At 68.8% G+C, this 18,321-nt stretch carries 12 protein-coding genes; 10 read left to right on the top strand and 2 right to left on the bottom strand.

Features of this window, described 5'->3' with window-relative positions; translation table 11 throughout:
- Window positions 1-129 precede the first annotated feature (129 nt).
- Both rplK and rplA read left to right on the top strand, forming a co-directional pair.
- Window positions 130-558, top strand: a complete 429-nt coding sequence (rplK, locus tag AC5PYY_RS00260; RefSeq protein WP_493897852.1) for a 50S ribosomal protein L11 — start codon at window positions 130-132, stop codon at window positions 556-558.
- A 170-nt stretch (window positions 559-728) separates the two neighbouring features.
- Window positions 729-1,445 (top strand): 50S ribosomal protein L1, encoded by a 717-nt coding sequence (rplA, locus tag AC5PYY_RS00255; protein ID WP_493897851.1) that lies wholly within the window; start codon window positions 729-731, stop codon window positions 1,443-1,445.
- 320 nt (window positions 1,446-1,765) lie between these two features.
- Here rplA and AC5PYY_RS00250 read toward each other — a convergent pair whose 3' ends face one another.
- Entirely contained in the window at window positions 1,766-3,070 is a 1,305-nt protein-coding gene (locus AC5PYY_RS00250; protein WP_493897850.1) for an MFS transporter, read from the bottom strand.
- Window positions 3,071-3,077: 7 nt separating this feature from the next.
- Window positions 3,078-4,052, bottom strand: a complete 975-nt coding sequence (locus tag AC5PYY_RS00245; RefSeq protein ID WP_493897849.1) for a P1 family peptidase — start codon at window positions 4,050-4,052, stop codon at window positions 3,078-3,080.
- Between the two features lie 280 nt (window positions 4,053-4,332).
- Here AC5PYY_RS00245 and rplJ point away from each other — a divergent pair, with 280 nt between their 5' ends.
- The 8 genes from rplJ (at window position 4,333) to tuf (ending at window position 18,228) form a co-directional block, all read left to right on the top strand.
- Entirely contained in the window at window positions 4,333-4,965 is a 633-nt protein-coding gene (gene rplJ / locus AC5PYY_RS00240) for a 50S ribosomal protein L10 (protein ID WP_493897848.1), read from the top strand.
- An 81-nt stretch (window positions 4,966-5,046) separates the two neighbouring features.
- Complete coding sequence (rplL, locus tag AC5PYY_RS00235) at window positions 5,047-5,442, top strand: 50S ribosomal protein L7/L12 (RefSeq protein WP_493897847.1); 396 nt, start codon at window positions 5,047-5,049, stop codon at window positions 5,440-5,442.
- Between the two features lie 502 nt (window positions 5,443-5,944).
- Entirely contained in the window at window positions 5,945-9,418 is a 3,474-nt protein-coding gene (gene rpoB, locus AC5PYY_RS00230; RefSeq protein ID WP_493897846.1) for a DNA-directed RNA polymerase subunit beta, read from the top strand.
- A gap of 133 nt (window positions 9,419-9,551) precedes the next feature.
- A complete protein-coding gene (locus tag AC5PYY_RS00225; protein ID WP_493897845.1) occupies window positions 9,552-13,478 on the top strand; it encodes a DNA-directed RNA polymerase subunit beta' in 3,927 nt (1,308 codons plus the stop codon).
- A 384-nt stretch (window positions 13,479-13,862) separates the two neighbouring features.
- Window positions 13,863-14,237: a 30S ribosomal protein S12 gene (gene rpsL / locus AC5PYY_RS00220; protein ID WP_151526000.1), complete on the top strand. Its 375-nt coding sequence runs from the start codon at window positions 13,863-13,865 to the stop codon at window positions 14,235-14,237.
- Window positions 14,237-14,707: a 30S ribosomal protein S7 gene (gene rpsG / locus AC5PYY_RS00215; RefSeq protein WP_493897844.1), complete on the top strand. Its 471-nt coding sequence runs from the start codon at window positions 14,237-14,239 to the stop codon at window positions 14,705-14,707. The genes rpsL and rpsG overlap by 1 nt, the downstream gene beginning before the upstream one ends.
- Window positions 14,708-14,819: 112 nt before the next feature.
- The gene (fusA, locus tag AC5PYY_RS00210) at window positions 14,820-16,922 is read left to right on the top strand and encodes an elongation factor G (RefSeq protein WP_493897843.1); all 2,103 of its coding nucleotides are present in this window, start codon (window positions 14,820-14,822) and stop codon (window positions 16,920-16,922) included.
- Window positions 16,923-17,034: 112 nt separating this feature from the next.
- Window positions 17,035-18,228 (top strand): elongation factor Tu, encoded by a 1,194-nt coding sequence (tuf, locus tag AC5PYY_RS00205; protein WP_493897842.1) that lies wholly within the window; start codon window positions 17,035-17,037, stop codon window positions 18,226-18,228.
- The last annotated feature ends 93 nt before the right edge of the window (window positions 18,229-18,321 follow it).

Below are 18,321 nucleotides of genomic sequence, written 5' to 3'. Positions count from 1 at the left end.
AGCGGGCTTCGCCCGCACAATTTCATAGATGTCCGAGGCCGCGGACGGCCTCGGATCACCAGGACGTCGTCCTGGTGATGCAACCGGGTCATCGCCCATGGCGTCGGCCCACGATCAAGGAGCACAGGTATGCCCCCCAAGAAGAAGGTCTCCGGCTTCATCAAGCTGCAGATCCAGGCCGGCGCCGCCACCCCGGCCCCGCCCGTCGGCCCCGCGCTGGGTCAGCACGGCGTCAACATCATGGAGTTCGTCAAGGCCTACAACGCCGCGACGGAGTCCCAGCGTGGCAACGTCATCCCGGTCGAGATCACGGTTTACGAGGACCGCTCGTTCACCTTCATCACCAAGACCCCGCCGGCCGCCGAGCTCATCAAGAAGGCTGCGGGCGTCGGCAAGGGCTCGGGCGAGCCGCACAAGACCAAGGTCGGCACGCTGAACGACGCGCAGCTCACCGAGATCGCCGAGATGAAGATGCAGGACCTCAACGCCAACGACATCGACATGGCCAAGAGGATCATCGCCGGCACCGCTCGTTCGATGGGAATCACCACCGACTGAGCACCCCTCGGGTATGCCGTCCGCCCACCGCGGCGGTCGGCGCACCCGGACCCCGGGGTCACCGCTCGCGCCCGCACCCGCGGGAGCGGACGGCATACCTTGAACCCTGTGGCAGGGCCTGCGCTGGCCCGTCCGACCACAGCTCCCACCACATCGAAATGGAGTGACACATGAAGCGCAGCAAGGCCTACCAGGCCGCGGCCGAGAAGCTCACCGAGGGCAAGCTCTACGCCCCCCGCGAGGCGATCCGCCTGGCCAAGGAGACCAGCACCACGAAGTACGACGCGACCGTCGAGGTCGCCCTGCGTCTGGGTGTCGACCCGCGCAAGGCCGACCAGCTGGTCCGCGGCACCGTCAACCTGCCCGGCGGCACCGGCAAGACCTCGCGCGTCCTGGTGTTCGCCAACGGTGACAAGGCGCAGGCTGCCGTCGACGCCGGCGCCGACTACGTCGGGTCCGACGACATGATCGAGAAGGTCTCCGGCGGTTGGACCGACTTCGACGCGGTCGTCGCCACCCCGGACCTTATGGGCAAGGTCGGCCGGCTGGGCAAGGTGCTCGGCCCCCGCGGCCTTATGCCGAACCCGAAGACCGGCACCGTCACGATGGACACCGGCAAGGCCGTCTCCGACATCAAGGGCGGCAAGATCGAGTTCCGCGTCGACAAGCACAGCAACCTGCACTTCATCATCGGCAAGGCCAGCTTCGACGAGTCGACCCTGGTGGACAACTACGCCGCCGCGATCGAGGAGATCCTGCGGCTGAAGCCGTCCAGCTCCAAGGGCCGCTACGTCACCAAGGCCACGATGAGCACGACGATGGGCCCGGGCATCCCGCTCGACCCCGCCCGCGTCGGCAGCGTGCTGGAGACCGCCGTCGCCGAGTGAGGCTCGACCCGGGCGGCAGCTGACCTGCCGCCGACCGCACCTCGCCCCCGGAGAGCTCAGGCTCTGCGGGGGCGTCGTCGTGTCTGCCGGTCAGTCCCTTCGGTCGGCCCCCACCTGCCCGATCGGCCCGGTTGAGGTGGCTGCCTCTGCCCCGCCCATGGCCCGACCACGTCCACAGTCGACCTGGGCAAGCCTATGCACCGCATGTGTGCTTCTCGACCGTTCATCCGGTGCACAACCTTGCCCAGGTGGCGCAGCACGGTGCACAACCGTGCCCAGGTCCTCCGCCGAGGGGAGGCTCACCCAGGTCCCGGTCGGCGTCAGCCGCGCGACACCTCCGGCAGCCGCCAGGAGACCACGGCCCCCAGCAGGCCGAGCACCGCGAGGAAGACCAGCGCCGGCACCGCCCCGAGGGTCGCCAGGCCGGCGCTGACCGCGCCCGTCACCAGCAGTATCACGCCCATGGCCGTGTTCGACACCGCCACGTAGCGGGTGCGCCGGTCGCCCTCGGCGACATCGACGACATACGTCTTGCGGGCGACCCGCACACCGACGTGGGTGAGGCTGAGCAGCAGGTATGCCGTGACCAGCACCGCGAGGAGCGCGGGGGAGTCCGCGGGGAGCGCGACCACCCCCACGACCGCCAGCAGCACCACCACCGACGCCACGAGCGCCCCCACGACCATGACCAGGCGGCTGGACCGGTCGGCGAGTCCGCCGAAGACCCGCCCACCCACGACCGAGGCCAGACCCTGCGCGATGACGAACGACCCGAGCCCGCCGAGCAGGCCCGCCCCGCCGGCGCCCACCGCGAGCGTCACGAGGAACGGCGGCGCCAGCGCCGAGACCAGCAGCAGCCCGCGCGCCAGCACGAAGTGCCGGAAGGCGGCGTCCTCCCGCAGCAGCGAGATGGTCTCGGTCCACCACGGCTCCCGCCCGTCCTCCGGCTCCTGCGGCCGCTCCGGGATCCCGGCATACACCACGATGCCGATCGCCCACATCGCCGCCGCGCCCAGCAGGAAGGCGGCCAGCACCGGGGCGCCGAGGTCGGGACCGAGCAGCTGCAGCGTCACACCGATGGCCAGCGCCGCTGCGCCCGAGACCATGGTCGCCGCGCCGGTGACCTGCCCGCGCTGCCCCTTGGGCACCGTCCGCCCCTGCACGTCCTTGGCCGCCATCGAGCACAGGCACCGCGCCAGCGCGAAGCCGACGAGCGCGACGAGCACCGCGATCCCGGCGGCGAGCCCGTCCAGCAGCAGCGCCGCCCCGGCCATCGCCGCCGTCGCCACCGCCTGCCCGGCGGCACCCAGCATCCAGACCCGGGTCCGGCGCGGGCGGGCCACCACCCACGGTGTCAGCGCGGCCTGCGGCAGCATCGACCCCGACTCGCGGATCGGCACCAGCAGCCCCACCAGCGCGGCCGGGGCACCCACGACGGTGAGCAGCCAGGGCAGCACGGTCTTGGCGTTGACCACCTGGTCGCCGATGCTCTGCAGGGCGTTGGCGCCGATGAGCCGGAGCCCGCCCTCGCTGACCCTGCCGGTGCCGCCGAAACGCTCCTCCGCCTCGGCGTCGGCCCTGACAAACCGGTGGTACCACCGCTCCCGCGTCGACTGCTCACTCACCGGACCATCATGCCGGGTCGACTCGGCCGACCGGGCAGCGGTGCACCGTGACCCCGTCCCGCCCGGTCGTCGTGGTCGCGGCACGCAGGGACGAGCGCACCGCCTCCTCGACGACCCGCGCCACGGCGCCGAACCACGGTCGCAGCCAGGCGTCGTCCCGACGGGGCTCCGGTGCCACCGTGCTCCAGGCCAGGACGAACTCGCCGGATCCGTGATCGGTGGGTATGCCGCAGCGCGCCAGGCCGTTCTGGGCGCGGCGGGCGAGGCGTCCGAGCTGGCGGGAGTTCAGCGGGGCGTCGGTCGCGAGCAGCACCACGACCGACCCGGCGACCGGTCCGGCCACGTCGGCGGCCAGGGGAGCAGCCTCCTGCGGCCACCCCACGACCGGCCGACCGTCGACCAGCAGGTCCTCCGGGCGACCCATGTTGGTCAACGCGAGCGCGCCCAGCGTGCCGCTCCACTCCCCGTCCTCGACCAGCGCGGACGCGGTGCCGATGCCGCCCTTCCAGCCGAAGGCCACCATCCCGTGGCCGGCCCCGACCGCTCCCTCGGGCAGCGGTCCGTCGGCGGCCTCCGCCGCACCCAGCGCCTCCTCCACGTGCTCGGGCCGCACCGAAAGCGCGCGCAGATCGCTCAGTCGCCCGTCGTTGCACTCCAGCACGACCGGGTTGACCGTGGCCGGGCACCCCAGCTCCGGGTCACGCGCGAGCAGGTGCCGCACCACTCCCTCGTGGGCCGCCCCGACCGACAGCGTGCCCGTGAGCACGACGGGCGCCTCGAGCACCCCCAGCTCGGCGACCTGGGCCAGGCCCACGGGCTTGCCGTAGCCGTTGATGACGTGGACCGCCGCCGTGACCGGTTCCGCCCGCAGGTCGCCGCCGCGGGGGATCACCGCTGTCACCCCGGTGCGCACCACCGGCTCCTCGCCCCGCAGCGTCAGGTGCGCGGCGCGCACGCCCGGCACGTCGGTGAGGCAGCCCATGATGCTGAGTCTCCCAGGATTTGGGCGACCTGCGCGGTATGCCGTATCGTGACGGCATACCCAAAGACCGCCGGTTGTCGGCGTGCCCGGGGTCGCGTGAGCGGGCCAGGGAGCGTCGGCCGAAGGTTCCGATCACGTCGGGCGACCAGCGCAGGTGACCTGAGCAAGACCTGATCGGCCACGTGCTGACAAAGGATCTTCGAGCCCCGGTGCCCTGCGCCGGGGCTCTCGTCGTGCCGGGCCTGGGGGTAGCCGGCACCACGACGTGAAGGAGGCCAGTATGGCGACGCCCGAGAAGGTTGCTGCCATCGCCGAGCTGACGGAGAAGTTCCGCAGCTCTGGTGGGGCCGTGCTGACGGAGTACCGCGGGCTGCGGGTGAGCCAGATCACCGAGCTGCGCGCCTCCATGCGTGAGCACGCCACCTACGCCGTGGTGAAGAACACGCTGACCAAGCGTGCTGCTGCCGAGGCCGGCATCGACGGCCTCGACGAGCACCTGCAGGGCCCCACGGCCATCGCCTTCGTCACCGGTGACCCGGTGGAGGCGGCCAAGGGGCTGCGTGACTTCGCCAAGGCCAACCCGGCCCTGGTCATCAAGGCAGGCGTCCTCGACGGCAAGTCGCTGACGCCCGACGAGATCACCAAGCTCGCGGACCTCGAGTCTCGCGAGGTCCTGCTGGCCAAGCTGGCGGGTGCCATGAAGGGCAACCTGTCCAAGGCCGTCGGCCTGTTCGCCGCTCCGATGTCCACGACCGCCCGGGTCGTGGAGTCGCTGCGCGCGAAGGTCGAGGAGCAGGGCGGTCCCGCCGCCGCGACCGAGTCGGCGCCCGCCGACGAGGCCGACACCACCGCCGAGGCAGCCGAGTCTGCCGAGGCCACCAACGACGTCGCCGAGGGTGGCGACGAGAGCTGAGCCGCCCCTCCCACCCGGGAGAGCGGCCCAGCGCACCACCACCACGCCACTCACGGCATACAACAGGAAGGAACGCCCATCATGGCGAAGCTGAGCACCGAGGAGCTCCTTGACCAGTTCAAGGAGATGACCCTCATCGAGCTGTCCGAGTTCGTCAAGGCCTTCGAGGAGACCTTCGAGGTCACCGCGGCCGCCCCGGTTGCCGTCGCGGCCGCCGGCGCCCCGGCAGCGGACGGCGGCGACGCCGGCGCCGCCGCTGAGGAGCAGGACGAGTTCGACGTCGTCCTCGAGGCAGCCGGCGACAAGAAGATCCAGGTCATCAAGGAGGTCCGCGCGCTGACCTCCCTCGGCCTCAAGGAGGCCAAGGACCTCGTGGACGGCGCCCCCAAGCCTGTCCTGGAGAAGGTCGACAAGGAAGCCGCCGAGAAGGCCAAGGAGCAGCTCGAGGGCGCTGGCGCCACCGTCACGCTCAAGTGAGCTTGTCGGCGGCGGGTCAGGCATCTCGTATGCCGTGACGCGCCGCCGATGCTCCACCGTGCCGCGGGCGGGGTCGCACGTTCGTTCGTGCGGCCCCGCCTTCGGTCGTCTCCGGGGGCAACCATTCACGACGTCCGGTGGGGGAGGGGTGGACACGCTGGTGGTGCCGCGATGCTTGACGGACCGGCGGGTCAGGGAGCACCATCGTGGCAGCACCTGCTCAGGTCAGCGGGTGTCGGATCCCACCGGGGGCGCGTCCGCCCCTGAGCCGACACCGGCCTCCGAGCACGTCCCGACGAACGCGATTGGACGTCGGGCCATCGGTCGTGTACTGTAGTTCTTTGCGCTGCCCATCACCTGCCCCCGATCACCGCTGAAGCGCTGGTGCGCGCGCCGACCAGGTCCGTCGGCGCTGCCGGCCCAGACCGCGACAGCCCCTCGTGAGCGGGTCCTGGTCACGCCTGACCGCTGCACAACTCAAAGGCCCGTGGAAGGACCATCCTTGGCTGCCTCGCGCACTGCGAAGAAGACTGTGTCCACCGCTCAGACGGCGTCCGGCCGCCTGAGCTTTGCAAAGATTCGGGAGCCGCTGGAGGTCCCTGACCTCCTGGCCCTCCAGACGGAGAGCTTCGACTGGCTCCTGGGCAACGAGGCCTGGCAGGAGCGCGTCGCCGCTGCCCAGGCTGACGGACGCGACGACATCCCCACCACCTCCGGTCTGGAGGAGATCTTCGAGGAGATCTCCCCGATCGAGGACTTCTCCGGCTCCATGTCGCTGAGCTTCCGCGACCACCGGTTCGAGGAGCAGAAGTACTCCGTCGAGGAGTGCCAGGAGAAGGACATGACCTACTCCGCGCCGCTCTTCGTCACCGCGGAGTTCATCAACAACTCGACCGGTGAGATCAAGAGCCAGACCGTCTTCATGGGCGACTTCCCGCTCATGACGCCGCGCGGCACCTTCATCGTCAACGGCACCGAGCGGGTCGTCGTCTCGCAGTTGGTCCGCAGCCCAGGCGTCTACTTCGAGCGCAGCCTGGACAAGACGTCGGACAAGGACATCTTCTCCGCCAAGGTCATCCCGAGCCGCGGTGCCTGGCTGGAGTTCGAGGTGGACAAGCGCGACCAGGTCGGCGTGCGCGTGGACCGCAAGCGCAAGCAGAGCGTCACCGTCCTGCTCAAGGCGCTGGGGTGGACCACCGACCAGATCCTCGAGGAGTTCGGCGACTACGAGTCGATCCGGCTCACCCTGGAGAAGGACCACACCACCGACCAGGACGAGGCCCTGCTCGACATCTACCGCAAGCTGCGCCCGGGCGAGCCCCCGACCAAGGAGGCCGCGCAGACCCTGCTGGAGAACCTCTACTTCAACCCCAAGCGCTACGACCTGGCCAAGGTGGGTCGCTACAAGATCAACAAGAAGCTGGGGCAGCAGGCGCCGCTCGGCGAGTCCGTGCTGGCCATCGACGACGTCGTCGCGACGATCCACTACCTCGTCGCGCTGCACGCCGGTGAGGAGACCATGGGCGCGCCGTCCGGCGACGTCCCGGTCGAGGTCGACGACATCGACCACTTCGGCAACCGCCGCCTGCGCAGCGTCGGCGAGCTCATCCAGAACCAGGTCCGCACCGGCCTGTCCCGGATGGAGCGCGTCGTGCGCGAGCGGATGACGACCCAGGACGTCGAGGCCATCACGCCGCAGACCCTGATCAACATCCGGCCGGTCGTCGCCTCCATCAAGGAGTTCTTCGGCACCAGCCAGCTGAGCCAGTTCATGGACCAGAACAACCCGCTCTCCGGCCTGACGCACAAGCGGCGCCTGTCCGCGCTGGGCCCGGGTGGTCTGTCCCGTGACCGCGCCGGCATGGAGGTCCGCGACGTCCACGTGAGCCACTACGGCCGCATGTGCCCGATCGAGACCCCTGAGGGTCCCAACATCGGTCTTATCGGCTCGCTCGCCTCCTACGGCCGGATCAACCCCTTCGGCTTCGTGGAGACGCCGTACCGCCGGGTCAAGGACGGCAAGGTCACCGACGTCGTCGACTACCTCTCGGCCGGTGAGGAGGACCGCTTCGTCATCGCGCAGGCCAACGCCAAGCTCGACGAGGACGGCACCTTCCTCGACGACCGCGTGCTGGTCCGCGCCCGCGACGGCGAGGCCGTCGACGTGCCGGCCTCCGAGGTCGACTACATGGACGTCTCGGCGCGCCAGATGGTGTCCGCCGCGACCGCGATGATCCCGTTCCTCGAGCACGACGACGCCAACCGCGCGCTCATGGGCGCCAACATGCAGCGTCAGGCCGTGCCGCTGGTCCGCGCCGAGGCCCCCCTCGTCGGCACCGGTATGGAGCACCGCGCCGCCCTCGACTCCGGCGACGTCGTGCGCGCGGCGAAGGCGGGCGCGGTCCAGGAGGTCTCGGCCGACCTGGTCACCGTGGCCAACGACGACGGGACCTACCAGTCCTACAAGATCAACAAGTTCACCCGCTCCAACCAGGGCAACTGCTACAACCAGCAGGTCCGGGTCGACGTGGGCGACCACGTCGAGGCGGGTCAGCTGCTGGCCGACGGTCCCGCGACCGACGGCGGCGAGATGGCGCTGGGACGCAACCTGCTCGTGGCGTTCATGCCGTGGGAGGGCTACAACTACGAGGACGCGATCATCCTGTCGCAGCGCCTCGTGCAGGACGACGTGCTCTCCTCGATCCACATCGAGGAGCACGAGATCGACGCCCGCGACACCAAGCTGGGCCCGGAGGAGATCACGCGGGACATCCCCAACGTCTCCGACGACGTCCTGGCCGACCTCGACGAGCGCGGCATCATCCGCATCGGCGCCGAGGTCCGCGACGGCGACCTGCTCGTCGGCAAGGTCACGCCCAAGGGTGAGACCGAGCTGACCCCGGAGGAGCGCCTGCTGCGCGCCATCTTCGGCGAGAAGGCCCGCGAGGTGCGCGACACCTCGATGAAGGTCCCGCACGGCGAGACCGGCACGGTCATCGGCGTCAAGGTCTTCGACCGCGAGGACGGCGACGAGCTGCCCCCGGGCGTCAACCAGCTGGTCCGGGTCTACGTCGCCAACAAGCGCAAGATCACCGACGGCGACAAGCTCGCCGGCCGCCACGGCAACAAGGGCGTCATCTCCAAGATCCTGCCGGTCGAGGACATGCCCTTCCTCGAGGACGGCACCCCGGTCGACGTGGTGCTCAACCCGCTCGGCGTGCCCGGCCGGATGAACATCGGCCAGATCCTGGAGCTGCACCTCGGCTGGGCCGCGGCACAGGGCTGGGAGATCGTCGGTGAGCCGGAGTGGGCCGAGGACATCCCGGCCGACGCCCGTCAGGCCCCGGCCCGCACCCGCGTGGCCAGCCCGGTCTTCGACGGTGCCCGCGAGGGTGAGATCACCGGTCTGCTCGACTCGACGACCCCGACCCGCGACGGCGACCGGCTCATCGACTCCGGCGGCAAGGCCAAGCTCTTCGACGGCCGCTCCGGCGAGCCCTTCCCGGACGAGATCTCGGTCGGCTACATGTACATCCTCAAGCTGCACCACCTCGTGGACGACAAGATCCACGCCCGCAGCACCGGCCCCTACTCGATGATCACCCAGCAGCCGCTGGGCGGTAAGGCGCAGTTCGGTGGCCAGCGCTTCGGTGAGATGGAGGTGTGGGCCCTGGAGGCCTACGGCGCCGCCTACGCGCTGCAGGAGCTGCTCACGATCAAGTCCGACGACGTCACCGGCCGGGTGAAGGTCTACGAGTCGATCGTCAAGGGCGACAACGTCCCCGAGCCGGGCATCCCGGAGTCGTTCAAGGTGCTTATCAAGGAGATGCAGTCGCTCTGCCTGAACGTCGAGGTGCTCTCCTCCGACGGCAGCCAGATCGACCTGCGCGAGTCGGACACCGAGGTGTTCCGCGCCGCGGAGGAGCTCGGCATCGACCTGAGCCGCCGCGAGCCCAGCTCGGTCGAAGAGGTCTAGCCGCGAAACCGCGAGCGAAGCGAGCTTGGTTTCGCGGAACGTCTGAGGTCGCCGGGCGCAGCCCGTCCGGGCAGTCCGGCGACCATCACAGCACTGACATCTTGAAGCAGAACGAAAGTAAGGAGAGCACGACGTGCTCGATGTGAACTTCTTCGACGAGCTGCGGATCGGCCTGGCCACGGCCGAGGACATCCGCACCTGGTCCCACGGCGAGGTCAAGAAGCCGGAGACCATCAACTACCGCACCCTGAAGCCCGAGAAGGACGGCCTCTTCTGCGAGAAGATCTTCGGCCCGACCCGGGACTGGGAGTGCTACTGCGGCAAGTACAAGCGCGTCCGCTTCAAGGGCATCATCTGTGAGCGCTGCGGCGTCGAGGTGACCCGCGCCGGCGTGCGCCGGGAGCGGATGGGCCACATCGAGCTGGCCGCGCCCGTCACGCACATCTGGTACTTCAAGGGCGTCCCGTCGCGCCTGGGCTACCTGCTGGACCTGGCGCCGAAGGACCTGGAGAAGGTCATCTACTTCGCGGCCTACATGATCACGCACGTCGACGAGGAGGGCCGGCACGAGGACCTGCCCAGCCTCGAGGCGCAGATCCAGACCGAGAAGAAGGCCCTGGAGAACCGTCGCGACGCCGACGTGGAGGAGCGCGCCAAGAAGCTCGAGACCGACCTGGCCGAGCTCGAGGCGGAGGGCGCCAAGTCCGACGCCAAGCGCAAGGTCAAGGACGGCGCCGAGCGCGAGATGAACCAGATCCGCCGCCGCGCCGACCAGCAGATCGAGCGCCTGGAGCAGGTCTGGGACCGCTTCAAGAACCTCAAGGTCCAGGACCTCGAGGGCGACGAGATCCTCTACCGCGAGATGCGTGACCGCTTCGGGATGTACTTCGAGGGCGGCATGGGTGCTGCGGCGCTGCAGAAGCGGCTGCAGAACTTCGACCTCGACGCCGAGGCCGAGTCGCTGCGTGAGGTCATCGCCACCGGCAAGGGCCAGCGCAAGACCCGCGCCATCAAGCGGCTCAAGGTGGTCAGCTCCTTCCAGCAGACCAAGAACGAGCCGGCCGGCATGGTCCTGGACTGCGTCCCGGTCATCCCGCCGGACCTGCGCCCGATGGTGCAGCTCGACGGTGGCCGCTTCGCGACCTCGGACCTCAACGACCTCTACCGTCGCGTCATCAACCGCAACAACCGCCTCAAGCGGCTGCTGGACCTGGGCGCGCCGGAGATCATCGTCAACAACGAGAAGCGGATGCTGCAGGAGGCCGTCGACAGCCTCTTCGACAACGGCCGCCGCGGTCGTGCGGTGACCGGCCCGGGCAACCGGCCGCTGAAGTCGCTGTCCGACATGCTCAAGGGCAAGCAGGGCCGGTTCCGGCAGAACCTGCTCGGCAAGCGCGTCGACTACTCCGGCCGTTCGGTCATCGTCGTCGGCCCGCAGCTGCGGCTGCACCAGTGCGGCCTGCCCAAGCAGATGGCGCTGGAGCTGTTCAAGCCCTTCGTCATGAAGCGGCTGGTCGACCTGGACCACGCGCAGAACATCAAGTCCGCGAAGCGGATGGTCGAGCGTGGCCGCTCCGTCGTGTGGGACGTGCTCGAGGAGGTCATCACCGACCACCCCGTGCTGCTCAACCGCGCGCCCACGCTGCACCGCCTCGGCATCCAGGCCTTCGAGCCGCAGCTGGTCGAGGGCAAGGCGATCCAGATCCACCCGCTGGTCTGCACCGCCTTCAACGCCGACTTCGACGGTGACCAGATGGCGGTGCACGTGCCGCTGTCGGCGGAGGCCCAGGCCGAGGCCCGGATCCTCATGCTGAGCTCCAACAACATCCTCAAGCCGGCCGACGGTCGCCCGGTGACCATGCCCACCCAGGACATGATCATCGGCCTGTTCCACCTCACCTCCGAGCACACCGGTGCCGCCCCGAGCGACGCCCACGTGGTCGACGAGGACGGGGAGCAGCACCTGCGTAGCTTCGGCTCGGTGGCCGAGGCGCAGATGGCCTTCGACGCGGGTCAGATCGCGCTCGGTAGCCCCATCCGGCTGCGGCTGCACCAGACCGCGGCGCCGCTGGGTCACGAGCTGCCCGAGGACGCGCAGGTGAGCGAGGACGGGGTCGTCGAGACCTTCATCCTCGAGACCACGCTGGGTCGCGCGCTGTTCAACGACGCGCTGCCGCCCAACTACGCCTACGTGAACGAGGTGGTGGACAAGAAGCGGCTGTCCGGCATCGTCAACGACCTGGCCGAGCGCTACACCAAGGTGCAGGTCGCCGCGAGCCTGGACTCGCTCAAGGACGCCGGCTACCACTGGGCGACCCGCTCGGGCACCACGGTGGCGGTCTCCGACGTGCAGACGCCGGAGCGCAAGACCGAGATCCTGTCCTCCTACGAGGCGAAGGCCGCCAAGGTCCAGCTGCAGTACGAGCGTGGTCTCATCACCGACGACGAGCGCCGTCAGGAGCTCATCGAGATCTGGACCCAGGCGACCAACGAGGTGGCCAAGGAGCTGGAGACCTCGATGCCCAAGGACAACACCATCTACCGGATGGTGACCTCGGGTGCCCGAGGCAACTGGTTCCAGCTGCGTCAGATCGCCGGTATGCGTGGCCTCATGGCCAACCCGAAGGGTGAGATCATCCCGCGTCCGATCAAGTCGAACTTCCGCGAGGGCCTGTCGGTCCTGGAGTTCTTCATCTCGACGCACGGCGCCCGCAAGGGTCTGGCGGACACCGCGCTGCGGACCGCCGACTCGGGCTACCTCACGCGTCGTCTGGTCGACGTCAGCCAGGACGTCATCATCCGCGAGGAGGACTGCGGCACCGACCGTGGCTTCGTCATGGCGATCGCCCAGCGAGGGGCCGACGGCACGTTGCGCGAGCACGAGGACGTCGAGACCGCGGTCTACGCCCGCACGCTCGCCCAGGACGTCGAGGTGGACGGGGAGGTGCTGGCCCAGGCCGGCATCGACCTCGGTGACGTCGTCATCGACACCCTCGTCGCCGCCGGCGTCGAGGAGGTCAAGGTCCGCTCGGTCCTGACCTGCGAGTCGCTGGTCGGCACCTGCGCCAAGTGCTACGGCCGCTCCCTGGCCACCGGCAAGCTGGTGGACATCGGCGAGGCCGTCGGCATCATCGCGGCCCAGTCGATCGGTGAGCCCGGCACCCAGCTGACGATGCGGACCTTCCACACCGGTGGTGTGGCCGGTGACGACATCACCCAGGGTCTGCCGCGTGTCCAGGAGCTCTTCGAGGCCCGTACCCCCAAGGGTGTGGCGCCGATCGCGGAGGCCACCGGCCGGATCGAGATCGAGGACACCGACAAGACCCGTCGGATCCTGCTCACCCCGGACGACGGCAGCGACGAGCACGCCTACCCGATCAGCAAGCGCTCGCGCCTGCTGGTCAGCGACGGCGACCACGTCGAGGTCGGCACCCAGCTCGTCGTCGGCGCGATCGACCCCAAGCAGGTGCTGCGCATCCTGGGCCCGCGGGCGACCCAGCAGCACCTGGTCGACCAGGTGCAGGGCGTCTACCGCCAGCAGGGTGTGTCGATCCACGACAAGCACATCGAGGTCATCGTGCGGCAGATGCTGCGCCGGATCACGATCATCGAGGCCGGCGACACCGAGCTGCTCCCGGGCACGCTCGCCGAGCGTGGGCGCTTCGAGACCGAGAACCGTCGCGTCGTCTCCGAGGGTGGTCGCCCCGCCTCGGGTCGTCCCGAGCTCATGGGCATCACCAAGGCCTCGCTGGCGACCGACTCGTGGATGTCGGCGGCCTCCTTCCAGGAGACCACCCGCGTCCTCACCGAGGCGGCCATGGAGGCCAAGAGCGACCCGCTGCTGGGCCTGAAGGAGAATGTCATCCTCGGCAAGCTGATCCCCGCGGGAACCGGCCTGCCGCGCTACCGCAACCTCACCGTGGAGCCCACGGAGGAGGCCAAGGCCGAGGCCTACGCGGTGCCGGACTACGAGGACTTCGACTACGCCGGCGCGTTCGGTCAGGGCAGCGGCGAGGCGGTCCGCCTCGACGACGTCCCCATGGACGAGCCGCGCTACTGAGCGACGCGAGCGGTCACCTCTGACCGACGTGATCAGGGCGGGTATGCCGGCACCACGGCATACCCGCCCTGTCGCGTCCGCGGGGCACCCGTCGTGATTTGGCCGGGTCGGTGACCGCGCGGTAGGCTGGAGAACTGTGTGTGGGCCTGCGTGCCCAGGCACGATGAAGGCCCGCCACGCGGGCCGACCCCCTCTCGCCGGGCAGTCCGCCCGGCCCGCCGGTGCCGGTCATCATGGCACGCGGAAGGCCGGACGGGAAGTGCAGGGGAGAGCAGCGTGTCCGACACACCCGATCGCGGGGGTCGAGGGCAGGCAGAAGACAAGGAGCGTGATCCACGGCCACCGTGGGGAAGCGCAGAGAACACGACGACTGACGGAGACTCAGTGCCTACGATCAACCAGCTTGTCCGCAAGGGCCGGCAGGACAAGGTCAAGAAGACCAACTCCCCGGCCCTCAAGGGCAACCCGCAGCGCCGCGGCGTCTGCACCCGCGTCTACACGACCACCCCGAAGAAGCCGAACTCCGCCCTGCGCAAGGTCGCCCGTGTGCGCCTGACCAGCGGCGTCGAGGTCACTGCTTACATCCCGGGCGTCGGCCACAACCTGCAGGAGCACTCGATCGTGCTCGTCCGCGGTGGCCGGGTGAAGGACCTGCCCGGTGTCCGCTACAAGATCATCCGCGGGTCCCTGGACACCCAGGGCGTCAAGGGCCGCAACCAGGCCCGCTCCCGCTACGGCGCCAAGAAGGAGAAGAAGTAATGCCTCGTAAGGGCCCCGCTCCGAAGCGCCCCCTCATCAACGACCCGGTCTACGGCTCGACCCTGGTGACCCAGCTGGTCAACAAGATCCTGACCGACGGGAAGAAGTCGACCGCCGAGCGCATCGTCTACGGCGCCCTCGAGGGCTGCCGTGCCAAGACCGGCACCGACCCGGTGCAGACGCTCAAGCGCGCGCTCGACAACGTCAAGCCGGCGCTGGAGGTCAAGTCCCGCCGCGTGGGTGGCGCGACCTACCAGGTCCCGATCGAGGTCAAGCCCAACCGCTCGACCACGCTGGCGCTGCGCTGGCTCGTGGGCTACTCCCGGCAGCGTCGCGAGAAGACCATGACCGAGCGCCTCATGAACGAGATCCTCGACGCGAGCAACGGCCTGGGCGCCGCGGTGAAGCGCCGCGAGGACACCCACAAGATGGCTGACGCCAACAAGGCGTTCGCGCACTACCGCTGGTGACCACCGGCCGGGGTGAGGTATGCCGCGTCCCCCGCGGCACGGCGTACCTCACCACCGGCGGCGCGCACCCGCACGACGCACCCACCTGATCCACAAGCAGAGAAGAGAGACTGTGGCACTCGACGTCCTCACGGACCTCAACAAGGTCCGCAACATCGGCATCATGGCGCACATCGATGCCGGCAAGACGACGACCACCGAGCGGATCCTGTTCTACACCGGCATCAACTACAAGATCGGCGAGACGCACGACGGTGCGTCCACGATGGACTGGATGGAGCAGGAGCAGGAGCGCGGCATCACGATCACCTCCGCCGCGACGACGACGTTCTGGAAAGACAACCAGATCAACATCATCGACACCCCGGGGCACGTCGACTTCACCGTCGAGGTGGAGCGGTCCCTGCGTGTGCTCGACGGTGCGGTCGCCGTCTTCGACGGCAAGGAGGGCGTCGAGCCCCAGTCCGAGACGGTCTGGCGGCAGGCCGACAAGTACGACGTCCCCCGCATCTGCTTCGTCAACAAGATGGACAAGCTCGGCGCGGACTTCTACTTCACCGTGCAGACGATCAAGGACCGCCTGGGCGCCACGCCGCTCGTCGTCCAGCTCCCGATCGGGGCCGAGAGCGATTTCATCGGCGTCGTCGACCTCATCAAGATGCGCGCCCTGACCTGGCGCGGCGAGGTCGCCAAGGGTGAGGACTACGTCGTCGAGGAGATCCCTGAGGACCTGCAGGCGCAGGCCGAGGAGTACCGCGAGACCCTCGTCGAGCAGGTCGCCGAGGCGACCGACGAGCTCATGGAGAAGTATCTCGAGGACGGCGAGCTCTCCGAGGAGGACCTGGTCGCGGGCATCCGCCAGATGACCGTCAACAGCCAGGCCTACCCGGTGCTGTGCGGCTCCGCCTTCAAGAACAAGGGCGTGCAGCCGATGCTGGACGCGGTCATCTCCTACCTGCCCTCGCCGCTGGACGTGCCCCCGATGGTGGGCCACGACCCCAAGGACGAGACGGTCGAGCTGACCCGCCGCCCGGACTCCAGCGAGCCGTTCTCCGGCCTGGCCTTCAAGGTGGCCTCGCACCCGTTCTTCGGCACGCTGACCTACGTCCGCGTCTACTCCGGCAAGATCGACGCCGGCCAGCCGGTCTACAACGCGACCAAGGGCAAGAAGGAGCGCATCGGCAAGCTGTTCCAGATGCACTCCAACAAGGAGAACCCGGTCGAGTCGGCGGCCGCCGGACACATCTACGCCATGATCGGGCTCAAGGACACCACCACCGGTGACACGCTCTCCGACATGAGCGACCACATCGTCCTCGAGTCGATGAGCTTCCCCGAGCCGGTCATCCACGTGGCCATCGAGCCCAAGACCAAGGGTGACCAGGAGAAGCTGTCCACGGCGATCCAGAAGCTGGTCCAGGAGGACCCGACCTTCACCGTCCGCCTGGACGAGGAGACCGGTCAGACCGTCATCGGCGGGATGGGCGAGCTCCACCTGGACGTCTTCGTCGACCGGATGAAGCGCGAGTTCAAGGTGGAGGCCAACGTCGGCGCCCCGCAGGTCGCCTACCGCGAGACCATCAAGAAGGTCGTCGAGAAGTACGACTACACGCACAAGAAGCAGACCGGTGGGTCGGGTCAGTTCGCCAAGATCCAGGTGACCTTCGAGCCGCTGGACACCGCCGAGGGCGAGCTCTACGAGTTCGACAACTCGGTCACCGGTGGTCGCGTGCCGAAGGAGTACATCCCGTCGGTCGACCACGGCATCCAGGACGCCATGCAGCTCGGCATCCAGGCCGGATACCCGGTCGTCGGCGTCAAGGCCACCCTGGTGGACGGCGCCTACCACGACGTCGACTCCTCGGAGATGGCGTTCAAGATCGCCGGTTCGATGGCCTTCAAGGAGGCCGCCCGCCGCGCCGACCCGGTGCTGCTAGAGCCGATGATGGCCGTCGAGGTGCGCACGCCCGAGGACTACATGGGCGATGTCATCGGCGACCTCAACGCCCGCCGTGGTCAGATCCAGTCCATGGAGGACATCTCCGGCGCCAAGGTCGTCAAGGCCGTGGTGCCGCTGTCAGAGATGTTCGGGTACGTTGGTGACCTCCGGTCCCGGACCCAGGGTCGTGCCAACTACACGATGCAGTTCGACTCCTACGCCGAGGTTCCCAAGAGCGTCGCCGAGGAGATCATCAAGAAGGTCCGCGGCGAGTGAGCCCGCTCACTCCGCCCGCGGAGTGATGGACCAGACAACACCCATCCGAAGAGGCGTTCCCGGCATCCAGCCGGTGACGACCGCCCCAGAGTCCAACAGGAGGACACCCAAAGTGGCGAAGGCCAAGTTCGAGCGGAGCAAGCCGCACGTCAACATCGGCACCATCGGTCACATCGACCACGGCAAGACCACGCTGACGGCTGCCATCTCCAAGGTGCTGCACGACGAGTACCCGGACCTGAACGAGGAGTCCCCCTTCGACTCCATCGACAAGGCTCCGGAGGAGAAGCAGCGCGGTATCACGATCTCCATCGCGCACATCGAGTACCAGACCGACAAGCGCCACTACGCGCACGTCGACTGCCCCGGTCACGCGGACTACGTGAAGAACATGATCACCGGCGCGGCCCAGATGGACGGTGCGATCCTCGTGGTCGCCGCCACCGACGGCCCGATGCCGCAGACCAAGGAGCACGTGCTCCTGGCCCGCCAGGTCGGCGTGCCCTACATCGTCGTCGCGCTCAACAAGGCCGACATGGTCGACGACGAGGAGATCATGGAGCTCGTCGAGATGGAGGTCCGCGAGCTGCTGTCCTCCTACGAGTTCCCGGGCGACGACCTGCCGGTCGTCAAGGTCTCCGCGCTCAAGGCGCTGGAGGGTGACCCGGAGTGGGCCAAGACCGTCGTCGAGCTCATGAACACCGTGGACGAGTACATCCCGGAGCCGGTGCGTGACCTGGACAAGCCGTTCATGATGCCGGTCGAGGACGTCTTCACGATCACCGGTCGTGGCACCGTCGTCACCGGTCGCATCGAGCGCGGCACCCTCAAGGTCAACGAGGAGGTCGAGATCGTGGGTATCCGCGAGCAGTCCTCCAAGACCACCGTCACCGGCATCGAGATGTTCCGCAAGCTGCTCGACGAGGGCCGTGCGGGCGAGAACGTCGGTCTGCTCCTGCGCGGCACCAAGCGTGAGGACGTCGAGCGCGGTCAGGTCGTCGTGAAGCCGGGGTCGATCACCCCGCACACCGAGTTCGAGGGCCAAGCCTACATCCTGTCCAAGGACGAGGGCGGCCGGCACACCCCGTTCTATGACAACTACCGTCCGCAGTTCTACTTCCGGACCACCGACGTGACCGGCGTCGTGCACCTCCCCGAGGGCACCGAGATGGTCATGCCGGGCGACAACACCGACATGCGCGTCGAGCTGATCCAGCCGATCGCCATGGAGGAGGGCCTGATGTTCAACATCCGCGAGGGTGGCCGCACCGTCGGCGCCGGGCGGGTCACCAAGATCCTCACGTGATCTGACCCGCTCCGCGGAGTTCCACGCTCGAGCCCCCGTTACCTCCTCGGAGGTGGCGGGGGCTCGTCGCTCCTCGGGGTGGTATGCCGCACA

The sequence above is a fragment of the Serinicoccus sp. JS2-9 genome (assembly GCF_059025165.1).
The sequence above is the reverse complement of the archived record's forward strand: the minus strand, read 5'-3'. Positions and strand labels throughout refer to the sequence as shown.